General features: G+C 55.0%; 16 protein-coding genes and 1 pseudogene. 3 read left to right on the plus strand and 14 right to left on the minus strand.

Translation table 11 applies throughout. The features are described 5' to 3' along the window. Positions 1 to 16: 16 nt before the first annotated feature. From accD to AAGQ96_RS14895, 7 genes are all read right to left on the minus strand, one after another. On the minus strand, positions 17 to 928 hold the full coding sequence (accD, locus tag AAGQ96_RS14865) for an acetyl-CoA carboxylase, carboxyltransferase subunit beta (protein WP_147198988.1): 912 nt from the start codon (positions 926 to 928) through the stop codon (positions 17 to 19). A 144-nt stretch (positions 929 to 1,072) separates the two neighbouring features. Next, positions 1,073 to 1,735, minus strand: a complete 663-nt coding sequence (locus tag AAGQ96_RS14870) for a DedA family protein (RefSeq protein ID WP_147198989.1) — start codon at positions 1,733 to 1,735, stop codon at positions 1,073 to 1,075. 29 nt (positions 1,736 to 1,764) lie between these two features. Beyond that, positions 1,765 to 2,580, minus strand: a complete 816-nt coding sequence (truA, locus tag AAGQ96_RS14875) for a tRNA pseudouridine(38-40) synthase TruA (protein WP_342753927.1) — start codon at positions 2,578 to 2,580, stop codon at positions 1,765 to 1,767. Beyond that, positions 2,580 to 3,590: an aspartate-semialdehyde dehydrogenase gene (locus AAGQ96_RS14880; protein ID WP_342753928.1), complete on the minus strand. Its 1,011-nt coding sequence runs from the start codon at positions 3,588 to 3,590 to the stop codon at positions 2,580 to 2,582. Before AAGQ96_RS14880 ends, truA begins: the two co-directional genes overlap by 1 nt. Positions 3,591 to 3,659: 69 nt before the next feature. After that, on the minus strand, positions 3,660 to 4,841 hold the full coding sequence (pdxB, locus tag AAGQ96_RS14885) for a 4-phosphoerythronate dehydrogenase PdxB (protein WP_147198992.1): 1,182 nt from the start codon (positions 4,839 to 4,841) through the stop codon (positions 3,660 to 3,662). A 49-nt stretch (positions 4,842 to 4,890) separates the two neighbouring features. Beyond that, positions 4,891 to 5,298 (minus strand): DUF2000 family protein, encoded by a 408-nt coding sequence (locus AAGQ96_RS14890; RefSeq protein WP_147198993.1) that lies wholly within the window; start codon positions 5,296 to 5,298, stop codon positions 4,891 to 4,893. A 53-nt stretch (positions 5,299 to 5,351) separates the two neighbouring features. Further along, positions 5,352 to 6,206 (minus strand): AraC family transcriptional regulator, encoded by an 855-nt coding sequence (locus AAGQ96_RS14895; RefSeq protein ID WP_342753929.1) that lies wholly within the window; start codon positions 6,204 to 6,206, stop codon positions 5,352 to 5,354. A 101-nt stretch (positions 6,207 to 6,307) separates the two neighbouring features. Here AAGQ96_RS14895 and AAGQ96_RS14900 point away from each other — a divergent pair, with 101 nt between their 5' ends. After that, positions 6,308 to 7,213, plus strand: coding sequence for a DMT family transporter (locus tag AAGQ96_RS14900; protein WP_342753930.1), 906 nt, complete (start codon positions 6,308 to 6,310; stop codon positions 7,211 to 7,213). 129 nt (positions 7,214 to 7,342) lie between these two features. Continuing rightward, a complete protein-coding gene (flk, locus tag AAGQ96_RS14905) occupies positions 7,343 to 8,368 on the plus strand; it encodes a flagella biosynthesis regulator Flk (protein WP_147198996.1) in 1,026 nt (341 codons plus the stop codon). Between the two features lie 2 nt (positions 8,369 to 8,370). Here the strand turns inward: flk and AAGQ96_RS14910 are convergent. Beyond that, positions 8,371 to 8,822, minus strand: a pseudogene (locus AAGQ96_RS14910) (rhodanese-like domain-containing protein). Between the two features lie 88 nt (positions 8,823 to 8,910). Between AAGQ96_RS14910 and AAGQ96_RS14915 the strand changes: the two are divergent. Then, entirely contained in the window at positions 8,911 to 10,338 is a 1,428-nt protein-coding gene (locus AAGQ96_RS14915) for a PLP-dependent aminotransferase family protein (RefSeq protein WP_342753931.1), read from the plus strand. A 16-nt stretch (positions 10,339 to 10,354) separates the two neighbouring features. Here AAGQ96_RS14915 and AAGQ96_RS14920 read toward each other — a convergent pair whose 3' ends face one another. From AAGQ96_RS14920 to fabB, 6 genes are all read right to left on the minus strand, one after another. Next, positions 10,355 to 11,650, minus strand: a complete 1,296-nt coding sequence (locus tag AAGQ96_RS14920) for a maltoporin (protein WP_342753932.1) — start codon at positions 11,648 to 11,650, stop codon at positions 10,355 to 10,357. A gap of 33 nt (positions 11,651 to 11,683) precedes the next feature. After that, positions 11,684 to 13,345, minus strand: coding sequence for an alpha,alpha-phosphotrehalase (gene treC / locus AAGQ96_RS14925; protein ID WP_342753933.1), 1,662 nt, complete (start codon positions 13,343 to 13,345; stop codon positions 11,684 to 11,686). 52 nt (positions 13,346 to 13,397) lie between these two features. Further along, positions 13,398 to 14,807 carry a PTS trehalose transporter subunit IIBC gene (treB, locus tag AAGQ96_RS14930; protein ID WP_342753934.1) on the minus strand — a complete coding sequence of 470 codons (1,410 nt, stop codon included), beginning with the start codon at positions 14,805 to 14,807 and terminating at the stop codon, positions 13,398 to 13,400. A 153-nt stretch (positions 14,808 to 14,960) separates the two neighbouring features. Beyond that, positions 14,961 to 15,926 carry a trehalose operon repressor TreR gene (gene treR / locus AAGQ96_RS14935; RefSeq protein ID WP_147199002.1) on the minus strand — a complete coding sequence of 322 codons (966 nt, stop codon included), beginning with the start codon at positions 15,924 to 15,926 and terminating at the stop codon, positions 14,961 to 14,963. A gap of 103 nt (positions 15,927 to 16,029) precedes the next feature. Then, a complete protein-coding gene (locus tag AAGQ96_RS14940) occupies positions 16,030 to 17,205 on the minus strand; it encodes an MFS transporter (protein ID WP_342753935.1) in 1,176 nt (391 codons plus the stop codon). A 308-nt stretch (positions 17,206 to 17,513) separates the two neighbouring features. After that, a complete protein-coding gene (fabB, locus tag AAGQ96_RS14945; RefSeq protein ID WP_147199004.1) occupies positions 17,514 to 18,734 on the minus strand; it encodes a beta-ketoacyl-ACP synthase I in 1,221 nt (406 codons plus the stop codon). Between the last annotated feature and the right edge of the window lie 114 nt (positions 18,735 to 18,848).

The following is an 18,848-nucleotide window of genomic DNA, read 5'->3' on the forward strand; positions in this document are numbered from 1 at the left end:
CCCTTTCGTAAATCAGTCAGGCTTCGTGGCTCTGCCCGGCCTCTTCAGCGGGTTCTTGCCGTTTTTCTTCCTGCGGCTCCGGCAGATTCATCATCTTCGCCAGAATGCTCGCCAGCTTGAAGCGCATCACCGGGCGACGCACGATCATATCGATGGCGCCCTTCTCGATCAGGAACTCACTACGCTGGAAGCCAGGTGGCAGCTTCTCGCGAACGGTCTGTTCGATAACGCGGGGACCTGCAAAGCCGATCAGCGCTTTCGGTTCCGCAATGTTCAGATCGCCTAACATCGCGAAGCTGGCGGAAACGCCGCCCATGGTCGGGTCGGTCAGCACGGAGATATAAGGCAGGCCGCGAGCCTGCATCTTCGCCAGCGCCGCGCTGGTTTTGGCCATCTGCATCAGCGACATCAGCGCTTCCTGCATACGAGCACCACCGGATGCAGAGAAGCAGATCATTGGACAGTTATCTTCCAGCGCCTGTTCAACCGCACGCACGAAACGTGCACCAACGACCGAACCCATTGAGCCGCCCATAAAGGAGAACTCAAAGGCCGCAGCCACCACCGGCATGCCGTGCAGCGTGCCTTTCATTACGATCAGCGCGTCTTTCTCGTCGGTCTCTTTCTGAGCCGCAGCCAGACGATCTTTATATTTTTTTGAATCCCGGAACTTGAGCAGATCTTTCGGCTCCAGCTCGCTGCCCAGCTCAATCATTGAGCCTTCGTCCAGCACGCTGTGCAGACGTTCACGACCATGCATACGCATGTGATGATCGCATTTCGGGCAAACTTCCAGATTGCGCTCCAGCTCGGCGCGGTACAGAACCTGACCGCAGCTGTCACACTTGGTCCAGACCCCTTCAGGGATACTGGCTTTGCGCGAGGGGGTGATAGTGCTCTTATTGAGAATTCGTTCAATCCAGCTCATTGATGACCTTTCTGTTTGAACCTGGTGAAACCAGTTTTCTTTTTCCACGCCGCAACGGCGCAGACCATAATGTCGCTCATTAAACCATAACCGCCCGATGCTGTGGATAAAAATCTGGCCTTCGGGCGGCAGTTTGGCGATTTGTTACTGTGATTTCGTCTGGCGAGCCGTACGACGATGGCGCAAAATTTCTATTACGCCCGGCAGGACCGAAACCAGAATTATCGCAATAATCAGGTAGTGAATATTCTTCTGTACCGCTGGCAGGTTGCCAAAGAAAAATCCGGCATACGAGAACAGCAGCACCCAAAGCAGCCCCCCCGTCACGTTAAACAGTGCAAAATGGCGATAAGACATTTTACCCATGCCCGCGACAAAAGGTGCGAAGGTGCGAACGATCGGCACGAAGCGCGCCAGAATAATCGTTTTCCCACCGTGACGCTCGTAAAATTGATGCGTTTTATCAAGGTAGCTGCGACGGAATACCTTTGAGTTCGGATTGCTGAACAGTTTATCGCCAAACAACCGGCCAATAGTATAGTTCACCGCATCACCCGCAATCGCTGCCACGCACAGCAGCAACGCCATGACGTGGACATTTAACGCGCTGTCAGGAATTGCCGCCAGCGCGCCCGCCACGAACAGCAGCGAATCGCCAGGCAAAAACGGCGTTACAACCAGCCCCGTTTCGCAGAACAAGATAAGGAACAAAATGGCATAAATCCAGACGCCGTACTGCGCAACCATCGCTTGCAAATGGACATCAATGTGCAGAATAAAATCGATCACGGTGTGAATCATTTCCATAGATGTATCCTTAATACTCCAGGCCAGGGTTAATCCTCGAGGAACAGTGGTCCCATCGGTGGACGGGGTAAATCAAATTTTTCCGGGTAATCGACCGCGACCAGATAGAGCCCTTCCGCTCTGGCGGTCGCCGCAGCCAGCGTGCGATCTTTCGCCGCCAGCAGCTCGGCCATCCAGCTTTCCTGCTGATTCCCACACCCTATTTCCATCAGGCTGCCTACTATGTTACGCACCATATGATGCACGAACGCGTTGGCTTTAATGTCCACTATCACGTAAGCGCCAAAACGGCTGACGTTCAGATGCATGACGTTACGCCAGGGCGTACGTGACTGACACTGCACCGCGCGAAACGAGGTAAAATCGTTCTCGCCGAGCAGAGCCTGGCCTGCACGCTGCATTTTTTCCGCATCCAGCGGATGGTAAAAATGCGTGACGCCGCCGTGTAAAATCGCTGGGCGTAACCGACGGTTATAAATCACATAGCGATAACGGCGCGCCGTGGCGCTGAAACGAGCGTGAAAATCGTCCGTGACCGGCTTGACCCAACGCACCGCAATATCGTCCGGCAAATTCGCGTTTACCCCCAGCGTCCAGGCAGCATCTTTACGCTTTGAGGTCGTTTCAAAATGCACAACCTGACCCGTTCCGTGAACGCCTGCGTCGGTACGCCCGGCACAGAACACCACGACCGGATGATCGGCGACTTTCGACAGCGCCTTCTCCAGCTTTTCCTGTACGCTTCGGACTTCCTGCTGGCGCTGCCAGCCGTAATAACGGCTGCCATCGTATTCAATGCCGAGCGCCAGTTTTACCGTTTGCTGCGGCAAATCTGCTGCTGACATCAGTAAAAATACTCCTGCACCAGTTTCTCAGCGGTTTTGACCGCCATCAGCGCGCCGCCAAAGCGTACGTTGTCCGCCACTGACCAGAACTGCAGCATCTCCGGCACGCCGTAGTCGTTACGCACGCAGCCCAGGCTCAGCTGTACGTTGCCGGAAGCATCACCAACCTGAGTGGGATAATCGTCCTCATCAGACAGCGCAATATCTTCTGCCTGCAACAGCGCGTCACGAGCCTCTTCTGCCGACATTGGGCGCAGATTTTCGATATGCACAATCTGCGCGTTGCCGTAGAACACCGGCGCCTGTACGGTCGTAACGGTGATCGGCAAGCCTTCGTCCTGCATCACTTTACGTACCTGATCGATCAGGCGGCGCTCCTGCAATACGCTACCTTCCGCATCGGCCAGCAGCGGCAGCATGTTAAAGGCCAGCTGACGGCCGAAATAGGTCTCTTCAGCGGGCAGACCGTTCAACAGACGAGCGGCTTCACCCGCCAGCGAGTCCACGGCGGCTTTGCCGTGAGCAGAGGCGGCAATCAGGCTGGTCACCTGCAAACGACTCAGGCCAGCCTGATCCACCAGCGGCTTGATCGCACACAGCAGCTGGCTGGTTACGCTGTCCGCTACGCTAATAATATTGCGGTTGCGGTAGTCGGCCAGCACCTGAGGGTTCACATCCGGTACAACCAATGGCACGTCCGGTTCCAGCGCGAACAGATCGCTGGTATCAATGACCAGACAGCCCGCGCTTGCCGCTTCGTCTGCATAACGCGCTGAGGCTTCGCGACCGGCAGCGAAAAAGGCCAGCTGCACCTGTGACCAGTCGAAATCACTGGCATCGGTTACCAGCAGAGTTTTTCCTTCAAAACGCAGGTTTTCGCCCGCGCTGCGTTCGCTCGCCAGCAAATGCAGCTCACCAACCGGGAACTGGCGTTCAGCCAGTAATTCCAGTACAGCTCCCCCTACTGCGCCTGTCGCGCCAAGTAGCGCAATGTTCCAGCCGTCAGACATGTTGGTTTACTCCAGACAATGACATAAAAAACAAAAGGCGGTGAGTCCACCGCCCGGCAATTCAGATTTTTACGAGGCCGATTTGAAAACGGCATTGAAGCCAATTTGCTTCAGCAACACCGCGGCCTGCTCAGAATCACAGATTACCCGCAGTGAAGACCACTCGCGGCGCTCCAGATAATTTTTGCGCAGGCGATCGAATTCGCCTGGGATGGCGGCTACTTTTCGCAGCGGTGCATCATCGCGGCGCACATCATACACCAGATGGGCCAGTCTTTTCAGCGTTGGCTGATCCAGCTCGCCGTGCAGCGTGATTTCACCAAACTCTGGCGCAGGAAGCAGCGTGGCGAGTTCGACCTGTTGCGGTTGTCCAAGGAACTGTGTCCAGGCCTCGAAAACCTGCGTTGTGCCACGCGCTTTACCTTCCAGCGTGTAGCCGGCGATATGCGCGGTCGCGATGTCCACCTTATCCAGCAGCGGCAGAGAAAGTTCCGGCTCCGGCTCCCAGACGTCTAACACCACGCTCAGATCGCGGCGCTGCTGCAACACGTTCAGCAAGGCGGTATTGTCCACGACCGGACCACGGCAGGCATTGATCAGGATGGTGCCCGGCTTCAGCGCCCGCAGCAGCGCTTCGTCGGCCAGATGCAGCGTTTTGTATTCACCCTGCTTAAACAGCGGCGTATGGAAAGTGAGGATATCAGCTTCGGCCACCAGCTCTGAAAGCGGCAGAAACTCGCCCTCGTCACCGCGATCGGCGCGAGGCGGATCGCAAAGCAGAGTCCGAATACCGAGCGCCGCCAGACGAGCCTGTAAACGGCCACCAACGTTGCCGACGCCGACAATCCCCACGGTGCGATCTTTCAGCAAAAAGCCATCGCGTTCCGCCAGCAGCAATAAAGCGGAGAAAACATATTCCACCACGGCAATAGCATTACAGCCCGGCGCGGCAGAAAAACCAATCCCCTGCTCTTGCAGGAATGTCTCATCAATATGGTCGGTACCCGCCGTCGCCGTACCGACAAATTTTACCGGTTTGCCGCCGAGCAGCTCAGCGTTCACTTTTGTTACCGAGCGCACCATCAGCCCATCGGCATCATCCAGCTCGGCCTGCGGCACCGGCCTGCCCGGCACGGCAACCACGGTGCCCGTGCGGCTGAACAGCTCGCGGGCATAGGGCATATTTTCATCAACGAGAATCTTCACAATTGGGTTCCTGCTCTGAAACAGTGAGGGGCGGTATTCTGCCATAATCCCACCGAGGGGATAACCCTGAAGTGCGGCGTTCGGCAATCTGTCGCTAGGGATGTAGCGAAAGTCCTTTAATGACCTTATCTACCTGCTTTTTTGGCCCACGCAACGCCAGCCCAGCCAGACACAGATTACTGGCGTCCTCCGCCATAAAAACTTCCCGGTTGGCCTCATCGTTTCCGGTTGAAAACATCGCCTGCACATAAGGAATCAGCGTCAGTTCGCGTTCCAGTCCTTTCCGGTGAGCATGTTGCAAATCCGCCAGATCGGCGGAAAAAATCAGCATCGGTTGCCCATACAGATTACCGTACTGCCGTCCAAGCGCGTCGACGTAGGGCTTGCCCATCATTTCAGGCGAGGCGGAGGCAATTCCCGTGGCGAGAAACGCGACGACGTTTAATTTCTGCCAGACCGCCAGATCGTCGCGCACCACAATCGCTACTTTCGTATCAAACATCACTTTCTCTCCTGTTACTGGTTGAAACAAGAGAGTGACAGATTTGCTGTTGTTCAGTCTGGAACGTTTGTGCACTGACGCTGATACAAAGCCGGAGACATGCGATAAGCGCGCTGAAACCAGCGTCCCAAATGGCTCTGATCGGCAAAACCAACCGTCGCGGCGACGTGCGCCGGTTCCAGACCCTGGGCAAGCAGCACGCGGGCAGTTCGTAACCGTAGCCGAACCAGGTAAGCATGCGGCGAGAGTCCAAACGCCTTTTTAAATTGTCGGTTCAGGCGAAAGCGATCTAATCCGCTATAGTGCGCAAGCTCATCCAGTCCGATGTCGCATGCCATCCGATCGTGCAGATAAGATCTCAGCAAATTCATCTGTCCGACAGAGCCATTAAGCAGGGAAAGCGGCCGTGCCTGAATATGCCGCCCAAGCAGCGAAAGCAGATGATCCAGGCTCTGATCGCGCGCCAGCCGACCTTCATTATGATGGATGGCAAAAAAGGCCTGCTGGATGGCGGCGATCAGCAACGGATCCCCGGTCAGCGTATGCCGAAAGGCGGCTTCCAGCGTCGATACATCCCCCAGGCCACGCTGCTGCATCATGCCCGTTACCCAAGGCTGGGGCAGGTAAAGCATAAGATAGGTAAAGCCATCCTGCTCGGGCGCATGCCCGTCATGAACCGCACCGGGTTCAATAAGTATGGCCTGGCCGGGCGTGCTGGTATGAAGAAAACGGTGACAGTTAAAGCGCTGCAAGCCCTGTTGCGTAACGCCCAGCAGGATTTCATCATGATCGTGAGGGTCGTAGGCGTGCCCCCTGAAGTGCGCATGGACGCTTTCGATGCGGGTCTCTTCATCACGACGAAGTTCGACCCAGTCGTTGCAGCCTTTCTTATTACGCCCTGCATCCATAAAATCGCTCCACAAATCAACGGCTGGATCAAATTATCATTTTTCGTTTGAAACAGGGCAAGCGTACACTGGCTGTCGTTCACTTAACTCCAGGTAAATTGATGAATTTTATGTTTCCGCTGCTGGCCGTGTTGATCTGGTCGGTGAATGCTATCGTCAGTAAAATTTCGGCTGGCGCTATCGATCCGGCCGCGATCTCTTTTTATCGCTGGCTGGTGGCGTTAATAACCCTGACGCCGTTTGTATTGCCTGCCGTCTGGCGCAACCGCCAGCAAATTAAAAAGCTGTGGTGGAAGCTGCTGGTCCTTGGCCTGCTGGGAATGGTGCTCTATCAGAGCCTGGCTTACTATGCTGCTTATAGCGTTAGCGCACTGTTTATGGGAATTCTGGCTTCGCTGATCCCGCTGCTAACGGTCTTAATCAGCATGGTGGTATTACGACTGGCGCCAACGCTGGGGATTGTTCTCGGTGCGGTTTTATCGCTTAGCGGACTGATCTGGCTGGTCAGTCAGGGTCATCCTCAACAGCTGCTGACGCACGGATTAGGAAAAGGTGAGCTAATGATGTTTGCCGCGTCGACATCCTACGCCCTGTATGGCGTTCTCACCAAACGTTGGGCAATCCCGCTGCCCAACTGGCAGAGCCTCTATGTGCAAATTGTTTTCGGGGTAATCCTGCTGACGCCGGGCTTTTTCCTGGCGCAGGATATTTCTCTTAATGCCCATAATATTCCGCTGGTGCTGTTTGCCGGCATCCCCGCTTCCATTATCGCTCCCTTCCTGTGGATTCAGGGCGTGATACGGATGGGCGCGAATACCGCTACCATTTTTATGAACCTGACGCCGATTTTTACTGCCGTCATTGCGGTTGCGTTTTTACATGAAGCGTTGCACAGCTATCACTTTATTGGCGGCGGCATCGCGCTGTTTGGCGTTATTCTTGCTCAGCGTTTGCGCACGCCGCTGCGATTCAGGAAACGACCACAGTCGGAACAGCCCACTCCTTAACCGGCCTGTAAAATAATTCCCCCTGCGCGGCGTCCCGCTACTACCTATCGCAGGGCGGGATTGTTATCATAGCGAATCCCCCTTTTCCGGCGCGCCCCGGATATTGACCTGTGAGTTAAGGATTTTGCCATGCAACCTTTAAGTGGCCCAGGTGCGCCGCTCCCCGGCAATCGTACGCAAGTCGATGCCGGATCGGCCTCGCCTCGTACCGGCCCCGGCGATCAGCCGCTGACCCCGGCTCAGCGCACCACGCTGGAAAGGCTGATTGTCAAAATCATGTCGCTCAGCTCGTTAAAGTCTCCTGAACTGTGGGCTGGAATGCGGCACGAGGTCGGCGTAAAAAATGATGCTGGCTTATTATCCCGTCACTATCCCGCTGCCGAGCAGTTTCTGAATACGCGCCTCTCTCAGGTGCAGAATACGCACGCCACGCGCCAGCTGTTTCAGCAGTTAAGCGACCTGTTGCCCCAGGGCAATAACCGTCAGGCTGTGAGCGATTTTATTCGCCAGCAGTTTGGCCATACCGTTCTCAGTTCGCTTAACCCAGACCAGTTACGTCAGGTGTTAACCATGCTGCAAAACGGGCAGATGGCGATCCCGCAGCCGCAGCAGAATCGCATTACTGACCGAACGCTGCTGCCTGCCGAGCATCACGCATTAAATCAGCAGATTTCTAAGCTGGCGGCCGCCACAGGCGAACAGCCGGTTAAGCTGTGGGCTGCCGCATTAAAAGTGGTGAACCTGCACAGCGGCGATCCTATCCCGTCCCGCTTGTTCCCGCTGCTCACGCAATATTTGCAGGTGAGTCAGACGCTGAGTCACCACGCTGCGCCAACGCTTCCAACGCTGCTTTCTTCTCTGAAAGTGCCGCCGGATCATGCTGAACAACGCATGCTGGAAGACGCCAGCCAACAGCGCTTCCAGCTGCCACCTCAAGCGATACTCACCCCGGCACAGGCGCAGGATTTAATGAATCTGCTGTTTGCCCGTCGTGCTGAACGCCTTAAGGAACAGCCGGTCGCCGACAGTGAAATCAATCCGCAGCCGCTGTTTGGCTACGTGCCGCCGGTGCTGCTGCCTTTGGTGAACCGTCCGGCATTTACCGCCTTTGCCGTGCTGATTTTGATCGGCTTTTTGCTGTGGATTTTTCTCTGATATCAGCAGCCGCAGTCCGCTAAAACCGTCTGCGGTGGCCACTCGCCCACCGCATCGCCTGGCGTGACAGGATGCTGGTCACGCCGCCAGAAATCCAGCCCGCCAATCAGCTCTTTTACCCGAAACCCTGCGGTTGCCAGCTTCCATGCGCCTTTGGTCGAGCCGTTACAGCCGATCCCGTCGCAGTGGTGATATAGACTTTTTCTTTGTCCAGATCCGCCAGGGTTTCCGCGTTCATGGTGCGATGAGGGAAGCTGATTGCACCGCAGATATGCCCCATTTGATACTGCTCTGGCGATCGGGTATCAATGACCACAATATCGGCGATCCCCCTGGCTAAATCCTGCGCCACATCCCAGGCATCGGCATAATGAGCCAGCTTTTCGCTAAGCCAACGTTCGCTCTGCTGAGCAGACGGCGGAGGAAACTGTAAAACGGCAGAAACGGTCATCATCACAACTCCTTTGATTAGTGTCTGGCTCAATGATACGGTGAAATGGCCTTAACAACAGGACCCATTTCACCAGGCCAATAAGACCACTATGTCACTAAACAAGGTTCCGCTAATCCAGATTTTTGCTTCTCAGCAGGCGCAAACATTGCGGGACAAGCTGTGCGCAACGCTGCGCCAGTTAATCGTTAGCGGAACATTGCCACAGGGCGAGCGGCTCCCTTCCTCACGCCTGATGGCTGCCGATTTGTCACTGTCCCGGGTGACGGTAGAAGCCGCCTACACGCAGCTGGAAAGCGAAGGTTATTTAGTGCGTAACATCGGTAAAGGCACTTTCGTCGCCATTGCGCTGGAACCACCGCGGCGAGTCCGAAAAATGGCGCAGCCCGCGCCGCTGGCGCTTTCCTCTCGCGGTAAAAAGATCGTTGCTACCGGAGGCTGCCGGGATCCGCTTTATCCACAGGCGTTTGCCGCAGGCTCGCCTGATTTGCGCGTCTTTCCTCATGACATCTGGCGACGTCTGACCGCGCAACGCTTACGGTCACCGGAAACCGTGATGGGCTATGGCGATCCGCAGGGATTACCAGAACTGCGCCAGGCGGTTGCCCGCTATCTCGCGCAGTCACGCGGCGTGCGCTGCGCGGCTGAGCAGGTGATAATCCTCACCAGCTCCCAGCAGGCGCTGCAAATGTTGGCGATGCTGCTGTGCGATGTGGGTGAAAAAATCTGTCTGGAAGAGCCAGGCTACAGCGGCGCTTTTAACGCGTTTGTCAGTGCCGGAGCAGAAATTAGCGGCCTGGAACTCGACGATCGGGGCGCAAAAATCCCCGACACGGGGCGAGCGAAGCTGATTTATCTGACGCCTTCTCATCAATATCCCACCGGCGTCACCATGAGTTTGTCACGACGTCTGCAATGGCTGGCTTATGCTAACAAGCACGACAGCTGGCTAATTGAAGACGATTACGACAGCGAATTTTACTACGATGAGCAGCCAATGCCTGCGCTTCAGGGCCTTGATGATAACGGTCGGGTGCTTTATCTCGGGACATTTTCAAAGGCGCTGTTCCCTTCCCTGCGGCTGGCTTATCTGGTGGTTCCGCCCGCGCTGGTCGAGCCTTTTTGTCGGATGCGCAGCGTCATGGACGGACACAGCGCCCAACTGATGCAGGCCGTCACGGCGGACTTTATCATTCATGGTCATTTTCAGGCGCATCTGCGGCTGATGCGTAAGCTGTACGCCAGCCGTCGCAATCTGTTGCTAACGCAGCTGGCTGAAAAACTCGGTGACAGGCTCAGGCCGCAAAGCCACAGCGGCGGATTACAGCTAACGGTGACGCTGCCGGGCGGCGGAGAAGAACGGCTTACGCGGGCAGCGCTTAACGCAGGGCTGATTTTGCCACGGCTGTCGCCGCTGTATCAGGGGGCGGTAAGAGAGGAAGGCTGGCTGTTAGGGTTCTCCGCTCTACAACGAGCGGAGATTATTAACGCGGTCGATAAGCTTGCGCGGCTGTTTTAGCGCGTGCACGCCACCATCACCACCAGATTTCCATCTGCGCGCCGAAGGTCACTTCATCATTATTACCCCGACTAAATGTGTTGAGGCTGGTATCGCTGTAGGCCGTCCCTGATACAAAACCGCTGTCGTCCGCCGTGGCATATCCCCATTTCTCATTCCATTTTGCATAGGTGGCAAACAGACGAAGTGCCGGACGCGCCCAAACGCTGGTACCCGCCTGCCACTGCTGTGCCAGGGTCACTTTATACTGGCTGTTGCGCTGGCCGGTAAGCTGCGATTTAACATTATCGTAGCCAAACTCCAGCAGGGTACTCATGATCGGCGTCCAGTTGTACATGGGACGCATGCCCAGCGTATACCATTCTGAACCGTTCTGATTGTCGCGGTCGATATGCTGATACATTGCGACGTAAGACAGGCCCCATCGATCGTTAAAATCGACAGCCCCGTGATCCAATACCCGCAGCATACGGCCATTATTATCCACTGAGGCGCCCTCGCTGCGACCGTTATTCAGCGACGTCATGGAATCCGTAGCATACTGCACGGCGAGGATATTATTGCCCTTCAGGATGTGCTGATTGTGCAGCGCGGTGAACATCCAGCCCGCTTTGCTTGCGCCCTCCTGAAGCCGATAGCCATCCTGCACGTTGGCACGACCGTAATCTATTCCCAGCTCGAGCGAACCGCCCGGATTGGTCTCAAGCCCAGCGAAACGGATATCAAAAACGTCATTGATGGTTGGCCGCTCATCGCGCTGCGTGTCCAGATAGCCCTGTGAACCGCCAGACTCGCTATTACGAGTGACCGCCAGTGAAAGCTTACCGAAACCCGTATCAATATTTTCCAGACCCGCGCCCGGTCCGGAAATATCCCAGTAGTAGAAATCGATCATATGCACGTCATGACGCTGGTAAAAACGCTTACCTGCCCAAAGCGTGGTGCCGGGCAACCAGTCAATCAGATTAACGCCCGTAATGTTCACTTCGCGAAAGCCCGGTTCTACCGCCTCAAAATCAGAGCGCTGGGAAACCGCATAGGCAAGCGTCGTATCGAAGTAAAAACTTTTGTCGCCCTCTTTCCAGGCTTCCTGTCCCAGTTTCAGTTCGGCATAGGTTTCGCATTCATTTCCCAGGCGATACTTGCTTTGTGCGCCGCTGGCCTGAAAGCATTGTTGTTCTCCCCCGCTTCCGCTCCAGCCGATGCCGGAACGGGCATAGCCGTGAAAATCTACGGCCAGGGCGGGTGCAGCGGCCATACCGCTGACCAGAACAGAAAGACACAGTTGTTGCAGAGATTTTGTGGCAGTCATTTTAATTTCCTTATTATAAAAATCCTGATTAGGTCAGTTTTTCAGCCACCAGATAGCTTCAAACGGACGCAGTGTTGTCGCTTGCGGCTGTCGTGGCGCATCGGCATAGTTGCTGATAAGGCGATGCCAGCCGGGTGCAGTCATGTTTTCTCCAGGCTGCCATGTCAGCGGCTCGCGGCTTAAATTCGCCACGACAATCAGCTGCCGATCCTGCCAGCGACGTCGATAGCACCAAAGCATCGGGTGGAGTGGCGCCAGATCCTCATAATCGCCTTGCGTCAGTAGTGCATACTGCTTGCGCAGCGCGATCAGCTGGCGATAGGTGTGAAAAATGGAATCGGGATCGGCTACTGCCGCTTCTGCATTGATGAGCGAAGCGTTTGGCGCGCAGCGCAGCCAGGGGGTGCCTGTGGTGAAACCAGCCTGCGCTGAGCTGTCCCACTGCATTGGCGTACGGCTGTTGTCGCGGGATTTACGGGCAAGAATAGCCAACAGCTCAGACTCGTTGCGACCCGCGGCGCGTAATTCAGCATACATATTCAGGCTTTCCACATCGCGATACTGGTCAATGTGGGTAAAGCCAGGGTTAGTCATGCCAATTTCTTCACCCTGATAGATATAGGGCGTTCCCTGCATGCCATGCAGCACCATTGCCAGCATTTTAGCGGCAGGCTCGCGCAATGCGCCTTCATCACCAAAACGTGAAACAATGCGCGGCTGATCGTGATTACACCAAAACAGCGCGTTCCAGGCGCGATTATGCATACCGCGCTGCCAGTAGTGAAAAATCCTTTTCAGCGCAACAAAGTCTGGGCTGGCCTGGGTCCATTTTTCCCCGTTGAGATAGTCCACCTTTAAATGGTGAAAGTTAAAGGTCATGGAGAGTTCGCTGCCATCGCATGCAGCATACTGCTGGCAGTTTTCCAGCGTGGTGGAGGACATTTCACCCACCGTCATCAGGCCGAGAGGCTGAAATACCTCACGGCTCATTTCCTGCATGTATTGATGAATTCGCGGGCCATCGGTATAAAAACGGCGGCCGTCGCCTTTGTCGTCATTTGGCAGGCCCGGCTCGCGGGAAACCAGGTTAATGACGTCCAGCCTCAGACCATCGACGCCTTTATTCGCCCAGAACCGGCAAATTTTTTTTAACTCCTCACGCACCGGCGGATGTTCCCAGTTCAGATCGGCCTGCTCTGGGGCATACAGGTGCAAATAATAGTGCCTGCTGGGTTCATGCCACTGCCAGGCCGAGCCGCCAAACTTAGAACGCCAGTTATTAGGCGGCCCCGCTTTATCGCCTTCACGCCAGAGATAAAACTGTCGGTAAGCGCTTTGCGGATCCTGTGAGGCCAGAAACCAGGGATGTTGGGTCGAAGTATGGTTAAACACCATATCCATGACGATACGGATACCCCGTTGATGCGCCGCAGCCACCAGCCGTTCAAAATCAGCGAGGGTGCCATAGGCAGGATCGATATCGTAGTAATCCGCCACGTCGTAGCCGTTATCTACCTGAGGCGAAACGTAGACCGGCGTCAGCCAGATAGCATCAACGCCCAGCGTCTGCAAATAGTTCAGCCGCGACGTTACGCCGTTGAGATCGCCATAACCGTTGCCGGTACTGTCCTGAAAGCTTTTTGGATAGATTTGGTAAATGACCCCGTTCTGCCACCAGGGAAGTACATCACTCATCGTGATAATCCTTTATTGTCATAAGCGGCCCATTCCTGGGCCAGAGAGTGCGTTAAACCGGTAGCGATCCGCGACGGGCTTTATGTCGGTACACCATAACGGTCAGCAGGATGGGTACGATTATCGCGATCAGCATTGCCGCCATAAAAATCAGCCAGAACTGCGGTCGAATCGATAAAATCCCCGGCAACCCGCCAACGCCAATACCGTTGGCCAATACGCCATACAGGCCGCAAAGTAAGCCAGCGATAGCCGACCCGATCATCGCGCACAGCATGGGAAAACGATATTTAAGATTGATACCGTACATGGCCGGTTCGGTTACGCCGAGATAGGCGGAAAGGGCTGCCGGGATAGAAATCTCCCGTTCGTTTGCCTTGCGGCTGATGATAATAATGCCGAGAACGGCAGAGGCCTGAGCGATATTCGACAGGGCGATCAGCGGCCAGAGCGGCGTACTTCCCATGCTGTTGATCATCTGCAAATCAATCGCCAGGGTAGTTTGATGAATGCCGGTGATCACCAGGGGCGCATACAAAAAACCAAACAGCGCAGCGCCAATCGGGGCAAAACTGCCGGTCATCAGTGCCTTCACGCACCAGGCAATACCGTCACCCACCAGGCGGCCAAAAGGCCCGATTGCCGCGTGCGCAAGGAAGACGGCCAGTAAAAGCGAAACAACCGGCACAATAACCAGATAGAGGTAATCCGGGGTCAGTTTCTTTAGTCTGATTTCAATCCACGCCAGCGCCATACCTGCCAGCACGGAAGGAATGACCTGCGCCTGATAGCCGACTTTTTCAATGACAAACCAGCCGAAGTTCCAGACTTCCGGCTGCTGCTGCCCGAGCAGGTAGGAATTCATGAGCTGCGGCGAAACCAGGGTAATACCCAGAACAATGCCCAGTACCGGCGTTCCCCCCATTTTCTTAACCGTTGACCAGCAGACGGCCACCGGCAGAAACATAAAGATCGCCTCCCCCAGCAACCACAAGAAATCATAAAGGTTTTGCCAGGCCGGATGCATTTGTGCCAGCGTCTGGCCTTCTGAGAAGGGAATATCACCGATAATATTACGAAAGCCGAGGATCAAGCCGCCGCTGATCAGCGCGGGTAGCAGCGGAAAAAAGATTTCAGCAAAGTGAGAGATCGCCCGTTCAGACCACTTCATATTTTGTCTTGCGGCAATTTTAGTTTGTTCTTTATTGGCCGTGCTGTGTCCTGTGGCCGCAATTAATGCCTGATAGTACTTCCCTACGTCCGCCCCGATAACGACCTGGAACTGCCCCGCATTTGTGAAGCAGCCTTTTACCATGGGTAGCGCCTCAATGTCTTGTGGTCGGGCCTGACTGGCATCATTAAGCACAAAGCGTAACCGGGTAATACAGTGGCTTACAGCGGCAATATTGCCGTCGCCGCCGACCAGCTCAATCAGACGATCAACGTCATAAAATTTTTCCATAGGAAGTCCCTTCCATTTTTATTTTATTAAAATGAATTCAAACGTTTTTAGATCGGACGGAGTGTAACCATTCTCTTTCTAACCGAAAAAGGGAACGTTCCCATTTTGGCGCAGCGATCACAAAATAACCGTTATTGACACGCGTTTAAGCGTTTACAGGAAAGCGGGAGGAGAGTTGAGATGGCAGGGAACGACGATATCACGCAGAACTGACTCACCGTTTAGCTGGGCCAGAAGCTGTTGTGCTGCCTGAACACCCGCTTTGTCGTAGCCAAATTCTACCGATAAGGTTTCAGGAAACAGGAAACTCAACAGTGGGCTGTTGCCAATAGCACCAACCTGGATACCCGTGATTTTCTGCTGTTGTAGATATTTGATAGCGCCGAGAGCAATGCTGTCGGAGGCACAAATCAGTGCGGTTGTTTCCGCAGCCAGCACGCTGGAAGCATGGTCATAACCGTGTTGAAAACTCAATTCTCCTGACGAACTGAGCGGCGTAATGTTCAGACGCTGACATCCTGCAATATAAGCCTGATAGCGACAAGCGCCTGTGGTGGCATCGCTTTGGTTCACGCCAAGGTAGCTGATATGCCGATGGCCCTGCTGACTCAGGCTGTCCATCAGCAGATTGACTGCACCGGCGTCGTCATAGCGTACCGAGGAAAACCCAACGTACTGACGTACCATCACCACCATTTTCTCCTGCCAGCGGCTGAGCAGCGCTTCCGTCAGGCCATTAAAGCCAAACAGGATCACGCCATCCACATGGCGTTGCGCCAACATATGCAGATGCCCGGAGACCAGCTCGGGATCAAACTGGCTTTCCATGATTATCGGGTCGAACCCGTGCTGATAAAACAGCGGCAGCATGGTTCTCACCGCCTGGTTTTCCGCGGGAGAATCAAGACGCGAGACAATAATGCCGACCACCCTGTCGCTTTGTCCACGCATGGCGCGTGCCGACTTGGAAGGGGTGAATCCCTGCTGATGAATGACCGCCTCTACTCTGTCGCGCGTTTTCTGGCTTACGCTATGTTCACCGTTCAGCACGCGTGAAACCGTCGATTTCCCTACCCCACTCAGACGAGCGATATCCTTGATTGTCAGACGGTTGTTCATAGCGTATCTGTTGTAATGAGGTTAATGCGGATTAGCCACAGAGTAGCCTATTCCGCAAAAACAATCTGCGATTCATGGCATTCGACTAACAAAAATCAAGCGGTCATTGATTTCTGGCAAAGTTAAGCGTGACGGCAATACCCAGCACCGCGCAGATTGCACCCGCCAGATAAACGGCGCCATAACCCAGTGAAGTCGCAAGAAAACCGGTCAGCGGGCCGCTGGCACCGTAGGCGACATCCTGAAAAGCGGAAAATCCGCCCAGTGCGGTGCCGCGAATCTGAGGCGCTACGCGTTTTACCACTTCCACGCCGAGCGCCGGGAAGACCAGCGAGCAGCCGCAACCCGTCAACGCCGCGCCTGCCAGCGCCATCCAGCCGTTTACAGCCAGCCCCAGCACCAGCAATCCCACTGCTTCGATCGCCAGCGAAATCAGCGCAACCTTAACGCCGCCAAGCCTGTCGGGCATCCAGCCAAACAGAATACGCATCAGCACAAACGCCATGCCAAACGCAGTCAGTGCAAATCCCGCATTGCCCCACTGCTCGCTGGCAAAATAGAGCGTGGTAAAGGTGCCAATAACAGCAAAGCCGGTTCCCTGTAACGCCAGCGCAAAACCGGGAGAAAGGATCTGGCCGACCACTTTCCACAACGAAGGCCGCTCACCGCCATGCGTTGGCACCGGTTTAACCCAAAAGTTAAACAGCAGCGCGATACCTGGCAAAATAATGGTCGCGATACCCATTGCCATAAAACCCCAGTGGTTATGCAACAGCAGCCCCAGAGGTGCACCGGCGGCCAACGCGCCATAAATCGCCATGCCGTTCCACGACATCACCTGACCGGAACGTTTAGGCCCGACGAGGCCCATCCCCCAGGTAAGATTGCCGGTGAGTAATTGACTTTCGCCAAAGCCGAGCAGCAACCGCCCCACGACCAGTAGCGCAAATTTGCCCATGACGGGCAAAGGCAAAATGGCGGCCAGAACATAGGCTATACCAACTAGCATACAGGCCAGCATGCCCTGTAAAACCGAGCGTTTGGCACCACGCTGATCTGCCAGTCTTCCGGCATAGCCGCGCGTCAGCAACGTTGCAAAAAACTGTACGCCGACCGCAATGCCCACCATCACATTGTTCAGCCCCAGTTCCTGATGAACAAACAGGGGGATGACCGGCAAAGCCAGCCCGGCGGTGAGGTAGGTCAAAAAGACGGCGAAAGAAATAGCGCCCAGCGAAACGGTTGCCCGGGTCGGGCGTTCATCGGTGATTGACGACATGAGACACGCATCTCCTTATGTTTACGTAACGGGCCGCATTATACGCACCCGGCTATTCCGCTACAGAGAGCGGTTCAGGTGCGTTGATTAACGTAAACGCTTACGCAACATCGATGAAGACGTTGAGGGGAATGTTTAGCGGGTGAGTGTGACGAATTAAATTAGTAACGTCAATTTAACATTGAGGTATTTATAATAACAAACCCAAGGCAGCTGTGTTCTCCAGGCGAAAAAAAAGATGCCTTGTGAGCATCTTTATTTCGCAGACGTAAGCCGCAATGCAGCTTACGTCTTAACCCGATGACGAATTACAGCTTACGCATAACCAGCGTAGCGTTCGTTCCGCCGAAACCGAAGCTGTTAGACATCACGGTCGTCAGTTTCTGCTCGGTTGGTTTAGTCACGATGTTCAGACCTTCAGCAGCCGGATCCAGCTCGTCGATATTGATGCTTGGCGCGATAAAACCGTGCTCCAGCATCAGCAGTGAGTAGATGGCTTCCTGCACGCCAGCGGCACCCAGAGAGTGACCGGTCATGGCTTTAGTCGCAGACATTGCCGGGGTGTTATCCGGGAAGACTTCGCGGATTGCACCCAGCTCTTTCACATCACCAACCGGCGTGGAAGTACCGTGGGTGTTCAGGTAGTCGATTGGCGTATCCACGCCCTGCATCGCCAGACGCATACAGCGCATTGCGCCTTCGCCTGATGGTGCAACCATATCTGCGCCATCGGAAGTTGCGCCGTAGCCAACAACTTCAGCATAGATGTGCGCGCCGCGAGCCAGTGCATGCTCCAGCTCTTCCACCACGACCATGCCGCCGCCGCCAGCGATAACGAAGCCGTCACGGCTGGTATCGTAAGTACGGGACGCTTTTTCTGGCGTGTCGTTGTATTTGGTGGAGAGTGCGCCCATTGCATCGAACTCGCAGGACATTTCCCACACCAGCTCTTCGCCGCCACCGGCAAAGACCACGTCCTGTTTGCCCAGCTGGATCTGCTCAACGGCGTTACCGATGCAGTGTGCTGAGGTTGCGCAGGCAGAGCTGATGGAGTAGTTCACGCCGTGGATTTTGAACGGCGTTGCCAGACAGGCAGACACGCCGGAAGCCATCGCTTTAGTCACCATATACGGGCCAACGCCACGCAGGCCTTTAGCACGCATGCCGTCGACGCTGGCTGCCTGGTAGAACGGTGAACCGCCGCCAGAACCCGCAACCAGACCCACGCGTGGGTTGTTCTGGTACTGCTCAGCAGTCAGGCCGGAATCTTTTACCGCTTCCAACATAGAGATATAAGCATAAATGGACGCATCGCTCATAAAACGCAGAACTTTACGATCGATGAGGCTGGAGATCTCGTCTTTAGACAGCTTGACGTTACCCCAGACGTGACTACGCATACCGGAATCTTTCAGCTCCTGAGAGAAGGTAATGCCGGAACGCCCTTCACGCAGAGATGCAAGGACTTCCTGTTGGTTATTACCAATGCTGGAAACGATACCCAGGCCAGTAATCACTGCACGTTTCATTCAATACCTCGTTAACTACTTATATTAGGATTCGACACGCACTTTAGCGTACAGTTGTAAGCCGAACAAGTCCGATCAGCGCTTAACTTTTGTAAATTTGCGTGGGCACCCCCG

Source organism: Pantoea sp. MBD-2R (assembly GCF_039134845.1).
Taxonomy (GTDB): Bacteria; Pseudomonadota; Gammaproteobacteria; order Enterobacterales; family Enterobacteriaceae; genus Erwinia.